This window comes from uncultured Succiniclasticum sp., from assembly GCF_902793885.1.
Taxonomy (GTDB): domain Bacteria; phylum Bacillota; class Negativicutes; order Acidaminococcales; family Acidaminococcaceae; genus Succiniclasticum.
In genome coordinates this window covers 21808-37312 of sequence record NZ_CADBFF010000003.1, presented here as the reverse complement: position 1 = coordinate 37312, position 15505 = coordinate 21808, and the positions used below count along the sequence as shown (strand labels likewise).

The 15505-nt window shown below is 47.2% G+C and carries 13 protein-coding genes, 1 tRNA gene and 1 other RNA gene; 6 read left to right on the top strand and 9 right to left on the bottom strand.

Translation table 11 applies throughout. The features are described 5' to 3' along the window. Positions 1 to 81: 81 nt before the first annotated feature. Positions 82 to 1569 (top strand): 4Fe-4S dicluster domain-containing protein, encoded by a 1488-nt coding sequence (locus QZV31_RS02190; protein ID WP_295357489.1) that lies wholly within the window; start codon positions 82 to 84, stop codon positions 1567 to 1569. Positions 1570 to 1774: 205 nt separating this feature from the next. Here QZV31_RS02190 and QZV31_RS02185 read toward each other — a convergent pair whose 3' ends face one another. After that, entirely contained in the window at positions 1775 to 1978 is a 204-nt protein-coding gene (locus QZV31_RS02185; protein ID WP_295357487.1) for a hypothetical protein, read from the bottom strand. Positions 1979 to 2392: 414 nt separating this feature from the next. Between QZV31_RS02185 and QZV31_RS02180 the strand changes: the two genes are divergently transcribed. Next, positions 2393 to 2638: a hypothetical protein gene (locus QZV31_RS02180; RefSeq protein WP_295357484.1), complete on the top strand. Its 246-nt coding sequence runs from the start codon at positions 2393 to 2395 to the stop codon at positions 2636 to 2638. Between the two features lie 56 nt (positions 2639 to 2694). On the opposite strand, the gene QZV31_RS02175 is transcribed toward QZV31_RS02180, so the two are convergent. After that, positions 2695 to 3633, bottom strand: a complete 939-nt coding sequence (locus QZV31_RS02175; RefSeq protein ID WP_295357481.1) for a LysR family transcriptional regulator — start codon at positions 3631 to 3633, stop codon at positions 2695 to 2697. A gap of 265 nt (positions 3634 to 3898) precedes the next feature. Between QZV31_RS02175 and QZV31_RS02170 the strand changes: the two genes are divergently transcribed. Continuing rightward, a complete protein-coding gene (locus QZV31_RS02170) occupies positions 3899 to 4147 on the top strand; it encodes a hypothetical protein (protein ID WP_295357479.1) in 249 nt (82 codons plus the stop codon). Positions 4148 to 4168: 21 nt separating this feature from the next. Next, on the top strand, positions 4169 to 5452 hold the full coding sequence (locus tag QZV31_RS02165) for an SLC13 family permease (RefSeq protein WP_295357476.1): 1284 nt from the start codon (positions 4169 to 4171) through the stop codon (positions 5450 to 5452). 163 nt (positions 5453 to 5615) lie between these two features. Here QZV31_RS02165 and QZV31_RS02160 read toward each other — a convergent pair whose 3' ends face one another. Next, positions 5616 to 7694 carry a polyribonucleotide nucleotidyltransferase gene (locus tag QZV31_RS02160; RefSeq protein ID WP_295357845.1) on the bottom strand — a complete coding sequence of 693 codons (2079 nt, stop codon included), beginning with the start codon at positions 7692 to 7694 and terminating at the stop codon, positions 5616 to 5618. A gap of 232 nt (positions 7695 to 7926) precedes the next feature. Further along, positions 7927 to 10845, bottom strand: a complete 2919-nt coding sequence (locus tag QZV31_RS02155) for an insulinase family protein (RefSeq protein WP_295357475.1) — start codon at positions 10843 to 10845, stop codon at positions 7927 to 7929. 319 nt (positions 10846 to 11164) lie between these two features. Between QZV31_RS02155 and QZV31_RS02150 the strand changes: the two genes are divergently transcribed. After that, positions 11165 to 11455: an Arc family DNA-binding protein gene (locus tag QZV31_RS02150; RefSeq protein WP_295357472.1), complete on the top strand. Its 291-nt coding sequence runs from the start codon at positions 11165 to 11167 to the stop codon at positions 11453 to 11455. A gap of 138 nt (positions 11456 to 11593) precedes the next feature. Here QZV31_RS02150 and rnpB read toward each other — a convergent pair. The 5 genes from rnpB to QZV31_RS02125 form a co-directional block, all read right to left on the bottom strand. Continuing rightward, positions 11594 to 11959: RNase P RNA component class A (gene rnpB / locus QZV31_RS02145), an RNA gene on the bottom strand. 132 nt (positions 11960 to 12091) lie between these two features. After that, entirely contained in the window at positions 12092 to 13012 is a 921-nt protein-coding gene (locus tag QZV31_RS02140) for an HD domain-containing protein (protein ID WP_295357469.1), read from the bottom strand. Positions 13013 to 13119: 107 nt separating this feature from the next. Then, on the bottom strand, positions 13120 to 13911 hold the full coding sequence (locus QZV31_RS02135; RefSeq protein ID WP_295357466.1) for a Nif3-like dinuclear metal center hexameric protein: 792 nt from the start codon (positions 13909 to 13911) through the stop codon (positions 13120 to 13122). A gap of 51 nt (positions 13912 to 13962) precedes the next feature. Continuing rightward, positions 13963 to 14664: a class I SAM-dependent methyltransferase gene (locus tag QZV31_RS02130; RefSeq protein ID WP_295357463.1), complete on the bottom strand. Its 702-nt coding sequence runs from the start codon at positions 14662 to 14664 to the stop codon at positions 13963 to 13965. A gap of 133 nt (positions 14665 to 14797) precedes the next feature. Continuing rightward, a complete protein-coding gene (locus QZV31_RS02125; RefSeq protein ID WP_093729586.1) occupies positions 14798 to 15106 on the bottom strand; it encodes an HU family DNA-binding protein in 309 nt (102 codons plus the stop codon). A 205-nt stretch (positions 15107 to 15311) separates the two neighbouring features. Between QZV31_RS02125 and QZV31_RS02120 the strand changes: the two genes are divergently transcribed. Next, positions 15312 to 15389, top strand: a tRNA-Ile gene (locus QZV31_RS02120). The last annotated feature ends 116 nt before the right edge of the window (positions 15390 to 15505 follow it).

Sequence of the window (15505 nt, the reverse complement as noted above, 5' to 3'; positions counted from 1 at the left end):
ATTCATATATAATACTGATAAAGACATTATTAATGATTTGGTAAAGATTAAAGAAAGAACATCAGAAAAAGGAGGAAACACATGGAAACAACACAGGTCGTAAATTTCAGGCGGGAGGTTCTGCGCCGGATTGCAGAATACACATGGAACGACTGTCTGCCGGAGCACATTTATGATATTCTTTATAATACTGTAAAAGACAATACTAGCCGTGTCCGTTGCTGCGTGCATAAAGAACGGGCCGTATTGAAAAACCGCATCCAAATGGCGTTATGGCAGCCCCTGGGCCTCAATATCATCAATGCGGCAAAAGCTGCACTAGATGGGGAATTCGACAAAAAACTTCCTATCATCGACGTGCTGCCAGATGCCTGTGACGCCTGCCCCATTGACAAATACTATGTTACCGATTTGTGCCGGCACTGCATCCAGCATAACTGCATGAACAACTGCCCCAAAAAAGCCATCTCCATTGTCAACAACAGGGCTTTTATCAATCGTGATATCTGCATCGAATGTGGGCGCTGTTCCAAATCCTGTCCTTACGGCGCCATTATCGAAATCAGCCGTCCCTGCATCCGGGCCTGTGCCCTGAATGCACTTTCCGCCGGCGAAGATAAACGAACTAAAATCGATTACGAAAAATGCACAAACTGCGGCAACTGTCGGGAAGCCTGTCCCTTCGGCGCACTGGATGAACGAAGCATGATCGTTCCCCTGCTGTTATCCTTAAAGCAACATAAACCTGTTATTGCCATGCTTGCTCCCTCGTTCGTGGGACAGTTCGGCATGAAAATTACCCCTGCCCAGGTAATCGCTGGATTATATAAATTAGGTTTTACAGATGTGGTAGAAGTCGCTGTCGGCGCCGACATTACGACATTGCATGAAGCGGAAGAGTTTTTGGAAAAAGTTCCGAAAAAACTGTCCTTCATGACCAGTTCCTGCTGTCCGGCCTTTGTCTCCCTGGTAAAAAAACATTTTCCGGAATATGAAGAAAACATTTCAAAGACCACATCCCCTATGGTTTCCTGCGGCTTATATGTCAAAAACAAAAACCCGGAAGCCATGACCTGCTTCATCGGCCCCTGCATCGCCAAAAAGCGGGAATCTCTGGAACATCCGGACGCCGTTGATTTTGTGCTGACCTATGAAGAACTGCAGTGCATCTTCGAAGGGACCGGCATTGATCTGTCACAACCGGCAGACAAGGAATATGTCACCCAAGCTACGGCAGGAGGTATTGGCTTCCCCCTGACAAGAGGCGTGCAAGCTTCCATGCAAGAAGTACTGCCGGCCGAAATACAGGCTGAACTTAAATTAGAATATGCCGACGGCCTGGAAAACTGCAATGATAAGCTGACGCTGATCAAAAACGGCAAACTTGCCGCGGACTATTTTGAAGGAATGGCCTGCTGCAACGGCTGCGTCAACGGACCCGGTTCCCTGGCACAGCAGGGACTGACCCGTGTACTGGTTACAAAATTCCAGAAAGCTGCAGAAAAAAAGACCAGCGACCAATTGCAGGAAGCAGTGGACGCTGTAAAGAAAATCAGTTTTGAAGTGTAATTCGTTTAAACATTAACGTTTCTATCTATCTATAATAGAATTTGCAAAATCTTACCTGAATAAAAACAAAAAAGACGGGCTGGACAGAACATGTATCAGGATTCTGTTCCAGCCCTTAAATTATAGTAAAAGAGAAGGATTCTATTAATTTCAAAGTGACTTACGATGCTTCAACGTGTTGCGATGCCTTCTGTCATTGGTCTGTTCATTTAGCTTCTTTGAAGCTGAACAGCACGCCCTGATACTGTACCGGGCAGTCCAGCTTCCGGTTTGTAAGCATTTTGTAATGATCCGCCTGGCTTAAGCGTTTATGGGTCAGCCACTGGACCATAGATTCCGATTTAACGCTTCCTTCTCCAACATATTCGGGTACTGCCAGATAACCGGTTCTCATAACGATAGTAGACATGATGTTTTCCTCCTTTGATAAAACTGATTCAATTCTACGGTGTTTTGTTTTGCTAATCAGGATGCATTCCTAATTTCTGATTGCATTATACACGCTCTTTCCAAATTTGTATAATATCCGTCCGGCATGATTTATATGCAATTTTGGAATACGTGCGGAAAACGTGCCGGAAACATACCGGTTTGGCATAACAGATATGAAAAACCGGAATATATTTTATCCTGAACCAGTCGAAACCTCTTGCCACAACAGGCTTTCCACGGTTTCCCCTTCCCCTGTTTCACGGAAACTATCCGGGTTGCGGAAATAACCGAAACCCTGTATAATACACTTGCGCTTTGGTATGGGTCTGCATTTGGGTAACTGCAAACGGGTAAAAATTATCACGCATAATAATTACAAGGAGGAACAGCCATGGGCGAAACAAAGCAATACAATGAAAACGAATTGTATGAAATGTACGATTACCTTCTGCAAAAGGAACAGGAACTGGAAGCCGCTATGTTAAAGGCTTCCCCGGAAGGCCTTAACGCTAACCGTGAAAAGGAACAGCTTAAACTGTTGAAAGGGTTTGTCCGACAGGAAATCAAAGCGCTGATCCAGAGGGAAGCGCTGGCAGGCAGGACATTAAGCCTTAAAAGCAAAGAATTTGAAGATTGAACTCCAAAAACGGCGCCGGCTCCGGATTACCATAAGTAGTCCGGAGCCGGTGCTTTTTATATTTTACTTTCTTTTTCCAGCCTTCGAATATCACACAATCTTCTTGAATCGCTATTCTCATTATAAAACTGGATGAATTTCAGCGCCAGTGGGGATAACGGTCGCCCTTTGACCTTAACGACGGATTTGTAAAGCTCCGTGTCAATATCCAATATTTTTTTAATGATATATACATCCGGTTCAAGTACTTCCCCCGGCTCCACCGGAACCACAGCCACGCCGCTGTCGATAAGTGCCCACTGCAGCGCTGTAAAACGCGATGTATTGATGCTGAGTACTTTTGGCCGGAAGCCGATTTTATCGCATGCCTTCTGCAAAATAGCATAGCAGCCTGAAGAAACACTCAGGGGAATGTTCCTTAAATCGCTCAGATTTAATCCTTTACGTCTCGAACTCTCCAGCCACCGGGAGTCATGCTTAAACACCGCCGCCAGATATTCATCGCGGCGGAACAGTTCTTCAAAATTATCTTCCTGCCCTATCGGCGTGCTCAATATTCCAATCTCGGTGATTCCATTCAGCAGTTGCTGGCTCTGCTCATAAAAACTGGTTTCAAAAATTTCAAACCTAACATCCGGGTACAATTCCGAAAATGGCTGCAACGTCTTATTGATAAACGAAGCGGAACGGGAATTCGCCACGCTGATCCGCAAGGTGCCGGCCGCTCCTTTTTTCGTGCTGATGATTTCTTCTTTGGCAAGATCCTCCAGCGAACAGATATATTTCGCTTTCTGGTACAGCAGCCGTCCTGCTTCTGTTAATATGACCTTACGGCTGCCGCGTTCTGTAATCAGAAGCTTGGCCCCATAAAAATTCTCCAGCGTGCGAAGCTGTTTGCTGAGCGCGGGCTGCGCCACATGCACATACTCAGCGGCTCCCGTCAGGCTGCCGGTTTCGATGACAGCCAGAAAATTACGATAGTTTTCAAGATCCATAATGCCTCCTACACAACAGGGTATACTTGCGTCACTCCATACGCATTTCATTTTACCACAAAAAACATTAAATACAATACATGCTAATTGATAATCGTTTCTAATATTCCGTTTGGTTATATTTTTGTTGCCTAACGGGTATTTTTATTTTTCAGCCCTCTGCCCTATACTGAAACTACCCTAGCAATTACCCAAAGTTGCAAGCAAGAGCTGTGAATAAATAAACCGCACAGTTTTTGCCCGACCCGGACAGGAGGATACAGATATGCTTCCGGAATTTACGATGAATGCAAAAAGAATCGCATCAATGAATCTTTCCGACGAAACAAAAAGGCTGGAGCGGTTTCTGAAGAGCCTGGACTCTCACAAGTATCACCGCATACTCGGCGACGCCGCCACCCATCCCTTTTATCTGAATCCTGACAAAATGTATACGATGCGCGAATTGCCTGATCTCCTGCCGCCAAAAACTGAAGAAACGGCACCAGAGAAAAAGAGAACGACTAAAAAATGAAAAATGGAGGTTTACCATATTATGACACCAGTTACTAAATGCCTGCTACTGCTTCTGGTAGTATCAATCCTGTTTGTTACGGAAATAATTCCATTGGCTGTCACTTCAATGTCAGCCGCTATTGCCTGCTGGATTTTAGGCCTTGTTCCTGCCAAAGGAATCTTTCTTGGCCTGGCCGATTCCAACGTTATCCTGTTTGCCGGTATGTTCGTCGTAGGCGCCGCCATGTTCCATACTGGCGTGGCCCAGAAGGTTGGCAGCAAAATCGTCCGGGTCTGCGGCCAAGGTGAAAACACGCTTATGATCGGTCTTATGGTTGTCGCTGCTTTTATGTCCGCCTTTCTTTCCAACACAGGCACAACTGCCTGCCTCATCCCTGTTGTCATGAGTATCTGCGCTACTGCAAAGCTTTCCCCCCAGCGTCAGTTAATGCCTCTGGCCTTTGGTGCCGGCCTAGGCGGAACCATCACGCTGATTGGCACGCCGCCCAATATGCTGGCCAACGTTGCCCTGGAAGCTGCGGGCATGCCGGAACTGAAATTTGGTTTTTTTGAATACGCTTACATCGGAATACCTATTACCATTGCCGGTATTATTTACATGATTTTTATCGGCAAATACCTGTTACCTAAAGACCGGGATTTTGATCCCGATAAGCTGGAAGCGGAAGCCAGGGACGCGGAAGGCATTATCGTTAAGACCAGCAAGCAGATTATTTGCGGCCTCATTATTTTAGCCGTAATCATCAGTATGGCTCTGGATGTAATCCCGCTGCATATCGTAGCCGTAATTGGCGCACTGCTGTGCGTGCTGACCGGCTGCCTTACAGAACAGCAGGCTTATGCTTCAATTGACTGGATTACTATCTTCCTGTTCGCCGGCATGATTCCCGTTGCGGAGGCCATGAATACCACCGGCGCCGGCAAAGCCATTGCAGCCGCAACAGTAGAAATGATGGGTGGCGATCCTTCACCCTACGTTGTTACAGCAGTTTTGTTTGTACTGGCAATCGTGCTCACCCAGTTTATGTCCAACACCGCTTCCAAAGCTCTTCTGTGCCCAGTCGGCATCGCTCTGGCCCAGCAGCTTGGTGCTTCACCCCGAGCAGTGCTTATGGCGATTCTGATCGCATCTTCCTGCGCGTTCGCTTCACCGGTAGGCACACCCCCCAATACGCTTGTACTCGGCCCCGGCCATTACCGCTTCACCGATTATATCAAAGTAGGCGGCGGTTTGATCTTTGTCTGCTTCGTAGTATCGTTGATTGTAATTCCGGCAGTCTGGCCCTTCTTCCCCGGTAAATAACCCCCTTGGGAAAGAAGTTGACCATAAACATAAGAACCCGCAGTCTGAGCCGCTGCGGGCACCTCCTTCTTAAGGCCTGCGGAGTTTTACCTGATTCCGTATGCCCTAAAAAAAACAGCACTGACATTTCTGCCAGTGCTGTTTTTGTAATTTCTTTTATATTTTATTTTCCCTGCAGGATCGCCTTGCGGGACAGGTTGATGCGGCCCTTGCTGTCAATTTCCACACACTTCACCATGATCTCGTCGCCGACAGAGACCACGTCTTCCACTTTCTCTACCCGTTCGGTGGAGAGTTGGGAAATGTGGACCATACCTTCCTTGCCCGGCAGGATTTCCACAAAGGCGCCGAAGTTCATAATGCGGGTCACTTTGCCGGTATAAACCTTGCCCACTTCTGCTTCTGCCGTAATGCCGTCAATCGTTTTGATGGCTTTTTCAATGGCATCGGAGTCCGGGGAAGCGATATAAACCTTGCCGGAATCTTCAATATCAATTTTGGCACCGGTTTCTTCCACGATTTTCTTAATGGTCTTGCCGCCAGGCCCGATGATCTTGGCAATCTTTTCCGGATCCACGGTGATGGAAGTAATCTTGGGAGCCCATCTGGACAGGGACTTGCGGGGCTCGCTGATGCATTCCATCATTTTGCCCATGATGAATTCGCGGCCACGTTTAGCCTGTGCCAGCGCCTGTTCAAAAATTTCGCGGTTGATGCCGTCGATCTTCATATCCATCTGCATGGCAGTAATGCCGTGTTCCGTACCGGCAACCTTGAAGTCCATATCGCCCAGCGCGTCTTCCAGGCCCTGGATATCCGTCAGGATGGTGAAGAAGTCACCGTCTTTTACCAGGCCCATAGCCACACCGGCCACCGGAGCTTTAATAGGCACGCCCGCATCCATCAGGGACAGAGTGCTGGCGCAAACGGAACCCATGGAAGAAGAACCGTTGGATTCCAGTACTTCGGAAACCAGGCGCAGGGTGTACGGGAAATCTTCTTCGGAAGGAATCACCGGCAGCAATGCGCGTTCCGCCAGTGCGCCGTGACCGATCTCGCGACGGCCCGGGCTGCGCAGGGGTTTGGTCTCGCCAACGGAGTATGGCGGGAAATTGTAATGATGGATGTAACGCTGCATCTCTTCCGGTCCCAGGCCTTCGATGACCTGTGCTTCACGCAGCGGGGCCAGGGTGCAGGCGTTCATAATCTGGGTCTGGCCGCGGGTGAAGAGCGAGGAGCCGTGTACCCGGGGCAGCAGACCTACCCGGCAGGTAACCGGACGAACTTCATCCAGCGCCCGTCCGTCCGGACGGATCTTGTCCACCGCGATGGTGCGGCGTACGATTTTCTTAACCAGCTTCTGGGTAATATAAGCAACGTCGGTGCCGTTGTCAGGATATTTTTCGATAAACGCTTCCGCAATTTCTTTCTTCACGCGGTCCACGTTTTCTTCGCGCTGCAGTTTGTTGGCGTCCATGAGGGCCGCTTTCAGTTTTTCAGCGCCGAACTCTTCGATTTCTTTTACCAGTTCTTCCGGCGGATTGTATTTGGGCACTTCCATTTTCGGTTTGCCGATTTCAGCCTGGATGCCGCTGATAAATTCGCAGATCTTTTTAATGTTCTCATGAGCAAAGAAAATCGCGTCCAGCATTTCCTGCTCGGAGATTTCCTTGCAGCCGGCTTCTACCATCAGGATAGCGTCCGTGGTTCCGGCTACCGCCAGGTTCAGGCGGCTCACCTTGAACTGTTCCACAGTCGGGTTTACGATGTACTGACCGTCAATCAGACCTACGCGCACGCCGGCGATGGGTCCTTCAAACGGAATATCGGATACGCACAAAGCAGCGGAAGCACCGATCATGCCCGGGATATCCGGCGCATTGTCCGGATCTACGGAAACCGCAGTAGCAATGATCTGCACATCATTCCGGTACCCGTCCGGGAACATGGGACGGATGGGACGGTCAATCAGACGGCTGGTCAGTACCGCATGGGTGCTGGGACGGCCTTCCCGTTTGATAAAGCCTCCCGGGATTTTGCCTACCGCGTACATTTTTTCTTCGAAATCAACAGTCAGCGGGAAGAAATCCACGCCTTCACGAGGGGTCTTGGTACCGGTAGCGGCAACCACCACAACCGTGTCGCCATAGCGCACCAGCAGACCGCCGTTGGCCTGTTTGCAGACTTCGCCGAATTCCAGCGTCAGAGGTCTGCCGCCCAGGTCCATTGTGTAACTCTTCATCATTTTTCCTCCTATACTCTTACACTTTCTCTTACCTTTGCGATAAAACTTACCGCAAACTATAAAAATGGATTACTGAAAACAAGCATAAACATATATATTATAAAGTTTGTTACAGTTTTGGTCAACTATAAAATGAAAAAAATATCAGGAAAAGATTTTGCAAAACCCTACATGATGTTTTGCTCATAACTTTTCCTGACACATTTGTTTACGTATATATAGTAATTGCTTACTGTTTTAAAATTTTGTTAAACTCTTCCCTGTTTTCTTCGATGGCCTGCTGTCCCCCGACGACGCAGATGTAATTGTCCGCCAGCACACTCCGGATCATTTTGGCCAATGCTTTTATATCTGCCAGCGTAACTCCCAGAATTTCGTCGCGGGTCTTCTGCCGGTCAGCATCCGTAACGGCCAGAAGTTCCTGCATGGCAGCACGGGAAACTTTCAGTGAATTGGTCAGCGGTACATCGACTCCGCTCATAGTGCCGATGACATATTTGGTCATTTCCCTGTCAGTGAGTTCCAACTGTTCCAGCCAGTCCGGCAACATACGAAAAGCTTCCAGACTGTTTTTGAGCTGCGGATCGCGATAGGTAGAAAAATACATGATGCCGTTTCGGTCAAACACCGCATTAGCTCCATAGGCTCCGCCCTGTACACGGATTTTGGTCCACAGGTATTCGTAGCGAAGCATGGTCGCCAGTACCAGCATACTTCCGCTGTATGCGTAACCATGTTTGTGATAATCGCCACCGGCCAGTACATACTGTACCTTACCCGGTGTAACGATAGCTTCATTTGTTTCCGGCGCAGGGAGATATTTTGCATCTTTTCCGGCCGCTTCACTGCTGTCCGGTAAAGACTCCGCAAACGCCAAGGCCATTTCGCGCACAGTTCCCCTGTCAGATACATCACAGCTATAGCTTAGCAGGTATTGCGCTTTATTGAAGAAAACAGGTAACAATTTCCGTAGTGTACTAATTACCTGGTCTGCTTCGGTTTCAAAATGGTCCGACAGCTTTTTAACAAACTGGTAATAACTGTAATAGTCCTGCTCCGTCACCCGGGCTTTAGCGGAAAAATAGGAAGCCAGCCGTACGGTCGCCACAGCCTGACCCTTGGCAAAGAATGTGTTATCCCAGTCCGTTTTAATTTGGTCTACCAGTTCTTTCATACGGATTTTGTCTTCAAATTTTGTACGTAATGTCATCGCACTCAAAATTTTGAAAAGTTCCGGCAGCTTGGCCGTCAGGCATTTGGCCGCCAGGGAGAATTTCACCGTATAATCGTTGCAGTCACTATCTTTGCTCAATGCTTCCATCTGGAAAGAAATACCGCCGGTGTACATATCCGTATATTTGGCCAGTTCCGCATAGGAATACTCTTCCGTATTCAATTTGCCCAGTACATCGCTGAGCAGGTTGCAATACGGTAACAGTTCCGGGCTGATACCAGTCATATCGAAATACCAGTTTAGGTATGTAACCTTATTAGTAGGAAGCGCCTGATAAAGCAGGGTCCCTCCCTCCACGGCTTCCTTTTCTACTTTCAGCATTTCCGTTTCTTTCCGGATATCCGTCCGTTCCAACAACGGAATGGAAGCCAGCGCTTCTTCGGAATCCGGTTCAGCCTGTCGTTGATGCAGTTCCGCACACTCTGCCGCATACTGGTCCAACAGGTTCCGATCCATGGCCTCTTTCGCCGTTTCCAGTTTTTTCGCCAGTTCCGCCTGTTCCCGTTCTTCTTTTCCCTGTTCCGGAACCAGCGTCAGAATGACACGGTGCGTATTGTCCAGCAGGTTGGTCTCAATCAGCGTTTCATAATAGTTGGTTTGTACGGCATCCCGAAGTTCCTTCAGCATCTGTTCGTATTTCAGGCAGCTCAACGGATCCATATCATAAATCCAAGAATCCATAACAGACAGACCGTAGATCAATCCTTTGGGATAGGTTCCGAAGTCCGCTTCCCGCAGCTTGAACTCCGCGCTGTTCAGCGAAGCTTCCAGTAATTCTTTGTCAATTCCTTCCATGGAAATCTTCTGCAGGTTATGATACAGCGCCTTCACAAAAGCGTCTTTCTGCTCCGGCTCGCTGCCACTGGCGCGAACAGAGAAAATATTCTGCAGCATGCTGCCGCTTATGCTGCCGGAAATATCTTTGGCAACGCCGCTGTCAAGCAAAGCACGGCGTAACGGCGCACCTTCTGATTCCAACAGCACATTCTCCAGCAGGCGTAACGCCATGATCGTTTTCTGATCCCGCATATCCCCTGCCACGATTTGTACTTCATGGAAGGTCATACCTTCTGTTGGCGCTCCTTCGGGTACCGGATAGGTCCCTTCGAATTCCGCCGTTTTCAGCAGCGGCTGCTGTAACGGAATTTCAGAATGAACCGTTCCCGTTTTCGGGAACTCTCTCAGATACGAATCCAGATGGGCCAGCGTTTCTTCAATGTTCATATCCCCATACAGGTAGATATAAGAATTTTCCGGACTGTAATAGGTCTTATGGAAGCGGATAAAATCTTCCTGGGCCAGTTCCGGAATCGCAGAAGGTAACCCGCCTGATTCAAACCGGTAGGTGGTGTCCGGAAACAAAATTTTCTTTCCGTAATATTCCAGATAGGAATCCGGAGAAGAATACACGCCTTTCATCTCATTGTAGACAACACCGTTGTACTGCAGCGGATCATCGGCATTTTCCAGTTCGTAATGCCATCCTTCCTGCTTCAAGGTAAATTTGTTTTCATAAATCAACGGATAAAACACCGCGTCCAGATACACATCCATCAGATTATGAAAATCTTTGTCATTGCGGCTGGCCACCGGGTACACGGTCTTATCCGGATACGTCATGGCATTCAAAAAAGTATTAAGGGAACCCTTCACCAGTTCCACAAACGGTTCCTTTAAATGATACTTACGGGAACCGCACAGCACGGAATGCTCCAGAATATGGGCTACGCCGGTATCATCAAAAGGAGGCGTACGGAAGCCAATGGTAAATACTTTGTTGTCATCCTCATTGGCAAGATATAACAGACGCGCACCACTTACCACATGCTCCATAAGATATGCCGTCGAATCCACTTCTTTAATAAAATCACTTTTACAAATACGAAACCCGCAATACATTTTTCCTGTTTCCACTATTCTTACTCCTTACTTATGATAGATGATTCGTAGTAATACTATAAAACGCAGAATTTATCCGGTTGGCTGCAAACCAGAAAAGCCTTAATCTCTCGCTACCATAATCATTTCGCGTCAAAACATTGTGAAAGATATTTTATATTTTACCACACTTTACACCGTAAAACAAAAGGCTGAACTACAGAAGTCATGTTTTTGCAAAGAATTCACAAAAACATTTTTTAGTTATATCTATTGATTAAATGCCATTTGTAACGTATAATTAAGATAACATGACATTGAACTGACATCATTCTTACAGGGGGAGGTATCTTCTATGGCTTCTATCGAACAATATCGTTTTACTTTGCGCATTCATCCACTGATCATGGAGAAGATGAAATATATTGCAGAAACAAACGGCCGCTCTGTAAATAAAGAAATTGAGCAGATTTTAAAATGGGTTATCAGTGATTACGAAAACAAACGGGGGCGCATCCATATTGAAGAAAAGAATCAGCCCGGCTTCCGGGAGGCCCGTTCCGATAAAGAAGAATCCCGTCGTCCGGGGGAACAGAACAACATGCGCAGCAAGCCCATCAGTTCAGCTTTTTTTAAACCTAAATGAAACTGCACCATCATTCCGCTTGTTAATTAACTCCATACATTAATTCTACGGCTGCCGTCTGGCAGCCGTTTTTATATGGAATCTCAGTCCCGAAACAAAAAAGGGAAACCGCGGTTACGCAGTTTCCCTGTTATATGCGAGGTGAGTGTTCAATAAGCCGAGTTCTGTTCCGACAAGCGGTGGCAATCATTTATCTATTCCTGCGATTACTCGCAAGATACAGCGACACAACCCGGAAGGTTCAGCGGGCCGCTTCATCCCTTCCCTATTTGGTCTTACTCCGAATGGGGTTTACCAAGCCAAGTAATTACTTACTTGCTGGTGCGCTCTTACCGCACCGTTCCACCCTTACCAGATAAATCTGGCGGTACACTTTTCTGTGGCACTATCCCTAAGGTTTCCCTCGCCGGACGTTATCCGGCATTCCGCCCTATGGAGCTCGGACTTTCCTCACCGCCTGCAAATCCGAAAATTCACAGGCGCCGCGATTGCCTTTCACACTCACGTGTGTATCGTAGCACAAGGAAATATACTTGTCAAGACGGTTTGGATTATTTCAAAGTTTCGCCAAAGTTTTGCCACAAAGCCCGACTCACAAACGATACTGAAACGTATCATCGCAGTATATCAAATGATTCACTTCACCATCAGGTAGCGCTTCATCATATTGTTGTATTCCCAGGCCGATTTGCTTTCTTTTACGTCAAACTGGTTCATAATGGAATTCACTTCATCTGCATAGTGCACAATAAACGCTTCTTTAGTGGCGCAGGCCATAGGCGAACCTTTTTCCTGGTCGCCGTGATGGGACAGTATGATATGCTCCAACTGCTGCATCGCAGTAGCAGGCATTTTCAGTTCCAGCGCGGCTTCCCGCACCATCAGCACAGACATGGTGATGTGCCCCAGCAACCGGCCTTCCGTGGTATAAGGAAAACCCATGCCGGAAGAAATTTCTTTGACTTTTCCAATATCGTGCAGCAGAGCGCCTGCCGTAATCAGGTCTTTATCTGTATTGCCAATGGCCTCCGCCATGGTAAGAGCCAGTTCTGTCACATCCACCGAGTGCTGCAGCAATCCGCCCAGATAGGCGTGATGCAGCTTCATACCTGCAGGATTCTTACAGAATTCTTCATAAAAGGAACCGCTGAATATTTTCTTCAGCAGCGTACGCAGGCTGGGCGTCTTCACGCCGTTGATCAGCGTTTCCAGTTTGCTTTTATAGACGGCCATATCAAAACCGCCGGTGGGAACCAGATTGGAAATATCGTCCTCCGGCATGATATTGTCCAGCTTCTGTACCACTACCTGCAGCGCCAGCGTGGACGAGTATTTGACAATGTCCACCGGACCGGAAATCATAAACGCTTTGGGCGCGTCCAGGTCACGCAGCCGGTTTACAATATCCCGGTCAAACGCAATGAACTGGATTTTTCCGCTGTTATCTTCTACCGTCCCTCTGGCAAACACACCTCCGTTGGAAGAGTTGCCCACTTTCTGCAGGCGCAACAGCACCGCCTGGGTAATCCGTTCCCCCGCTTTTATATTTTCAATCATTCGTATCGCCTCTTTATCATTTATAAGTTATCGACTTACACTTTGCGTTTAAGCCTGATATTACAAACCATCCTAGCTATTACCTTATCGAAAATTGCCCCTAAACATTACAAAATTTGCATCAGTTTTGTTTCTTTTGCCACCAGTACTTTAGCCGTGTAACCTTCCCGGCTCAGCCGCAGGGCCAGCCGGTCTGCCAGCTCGTTCACCACCGGCAGTTCCGTCCCCTGATGGGTGGCGTCAATCAGGTTGATATGTTTTCCTTGTGCATCCTGTGCATCATGATATTTTACATCGCCTGTCACATACGTATCCGCACCGGCCTCCGCAGCACAATCCAGAAAATCCATCCCACTGCCGCCGCATACAGCGACTTTATGTACCGGACGGTCTGCCGGGACAACTGTCACATGGTTTAGTTTCAAAACACTTTTTACTTTTTCAGCAAAAGCAGTTATATCCATCGGTTGTTTCAGAACACCGATACGTCCGATGCCTTCCAGTGTATCGTCGCCGGAAAAACCATTCACATTTTCCAGTTCCAAAAGAGTTGCCAGCACATCATTTACCCCGCCGGCCACACTGTCCAGATTCGTGTGGGCACTGTAGACCGCAATATCCTTCCGCGCCGCTTCCAGCAGCAATGCGGTACGCCAGTCCCGATCGGTCAGCTTCTTGATGCCGCGAAAAATAGCCGGATGGTGTGTTACAATAATATCTGCGTGGAGCTGCGCAGCCTGTTCCAGCACTTCTGCGGAAAAATCCAGCGCACATAAAATCACCCGCACTTCTTTTTCATACCGGCCAACCTGCAGTCCCACGTTATCCCAGTCTTCCGCCAGACGTGCCGGCGCCATTTCGCTCATAATCTTAACAATATCTTTTACTAAAATAAACATTGCAGTTCCTCTTCTTTAAATAAACTTGAAGAAAATAAATATCCTCAAATATTATACCGATTTATTTATCAGTGCGTCAACTTTCACAAGCATGTTTTTCATATCTTTATATTTATCACTGTTCATTGCCGCAGAGCTGACTTCCATCTGCCGCAATAAACGGCGGTAATGTTCTGATTTTTCTTGTATAAATTCCTGCCATAATGCAGGTTTCTTTTCCATTATACAGGGACCCAGTTCCTCTTCAATCGCAGATAATTTTTGTTTTTTCTCCGTATGAATTGCTTTGATAATTACGTATATGTGACCATTTTCTTTGCAGAGAGCCTCGTCCGCAATACGATATCCGTGCTGTACCAGCCACCGGCGCAACAGGTTTGCCGCATTCATCGGCTGCAGAACAAAAGTATGTACGGTTGCAACGATTTCCGGATCTTCTTCCAGAATACTGACAATCGTCGCGCCGCCCATTCCGGCAATTACGACTGCTTCCGCTTCCCCGGCGCGCAGTCCCTGCAGTCCCGGCGCAGTACGGATTTCCATTTGACCAAACAGATTGTATCTGTTTCTGGTTTCAGCAGCTGCCCGGCAAGGTCCTTCCGCAATGTCAGAAGCAATCACATACTGACACTGCCCTGACAGCGCCAGATATGCCGGCACATACCCATGATCTGTACCGATATCAGCCATCGTTTGACACAAAGGAACCATGGAAGCCACTGTTTTCAGCCGTTCGCTAATGTGAATCATCATTTTCTCCGTCAATAAAATACTATTCAACAAAATCCTTGTCTATCCATCTGTCAGATATGCATTAACTTCTATGCAGTACGTTACATAAAAACGGTCTGCCTGTATAACAGACAGACCGTTCGGGAAACAGAACTTATTTTTTAACTTTTTTAGCTTTTTTAGCCGGTTTAGCATTAACTGCTTCCTTGAAAGCTTTGCCTGCTTTGAAAGCGGGAACAGTAGCAGCAGCAATCTTGATTGCAGCGCCGGTCTGCGGATTCTTTCCGGTACGGGCAGCGCGTTCACGAGCTTCGAAAGTACCAAAACCAATCAGCTGTACTTTGCCTTTCTGGGCAACTTCTTCAACAACAGCTTCAGTAAAGGCTTTCAATGCTTTTTCAACGTCTTTCTGAGACAATCCAGATGCTGCAGCAGCTGCTACAATAAGTTCTTTTTTGTTCATCGTAAAATCTCCTTTTTATAAAAAAATATTAAGATGCCTGTTTACATCTGCATCTAAGATTATAATACCAGTGTTTATCAGCATTGGCAAGCCCAATTTAACATTTTTCCGTGTTTTTTCACATTTTTTCGTTACATTTTTGATTTACAGATAAACTTGACACCAACGTGAACTTCGGGTAAAATAATTGTTGTTGAAAAACTGCGGGCCTATAGCTCAGCTGGTCCAGAGCCGGCGGCTCATAACCGCTTGGTCGTAGGTTCGAATCCTACTAGGCCCACCATTCTTCAGATGGTACAAAATTTTATATACAGAACGCAAGAGTGTGAATCATAAATTCCTTGCGGCAAAACAAAAAATGCCTATCTCACTATGGGATAGGCTTGATTTTTTGGAGAT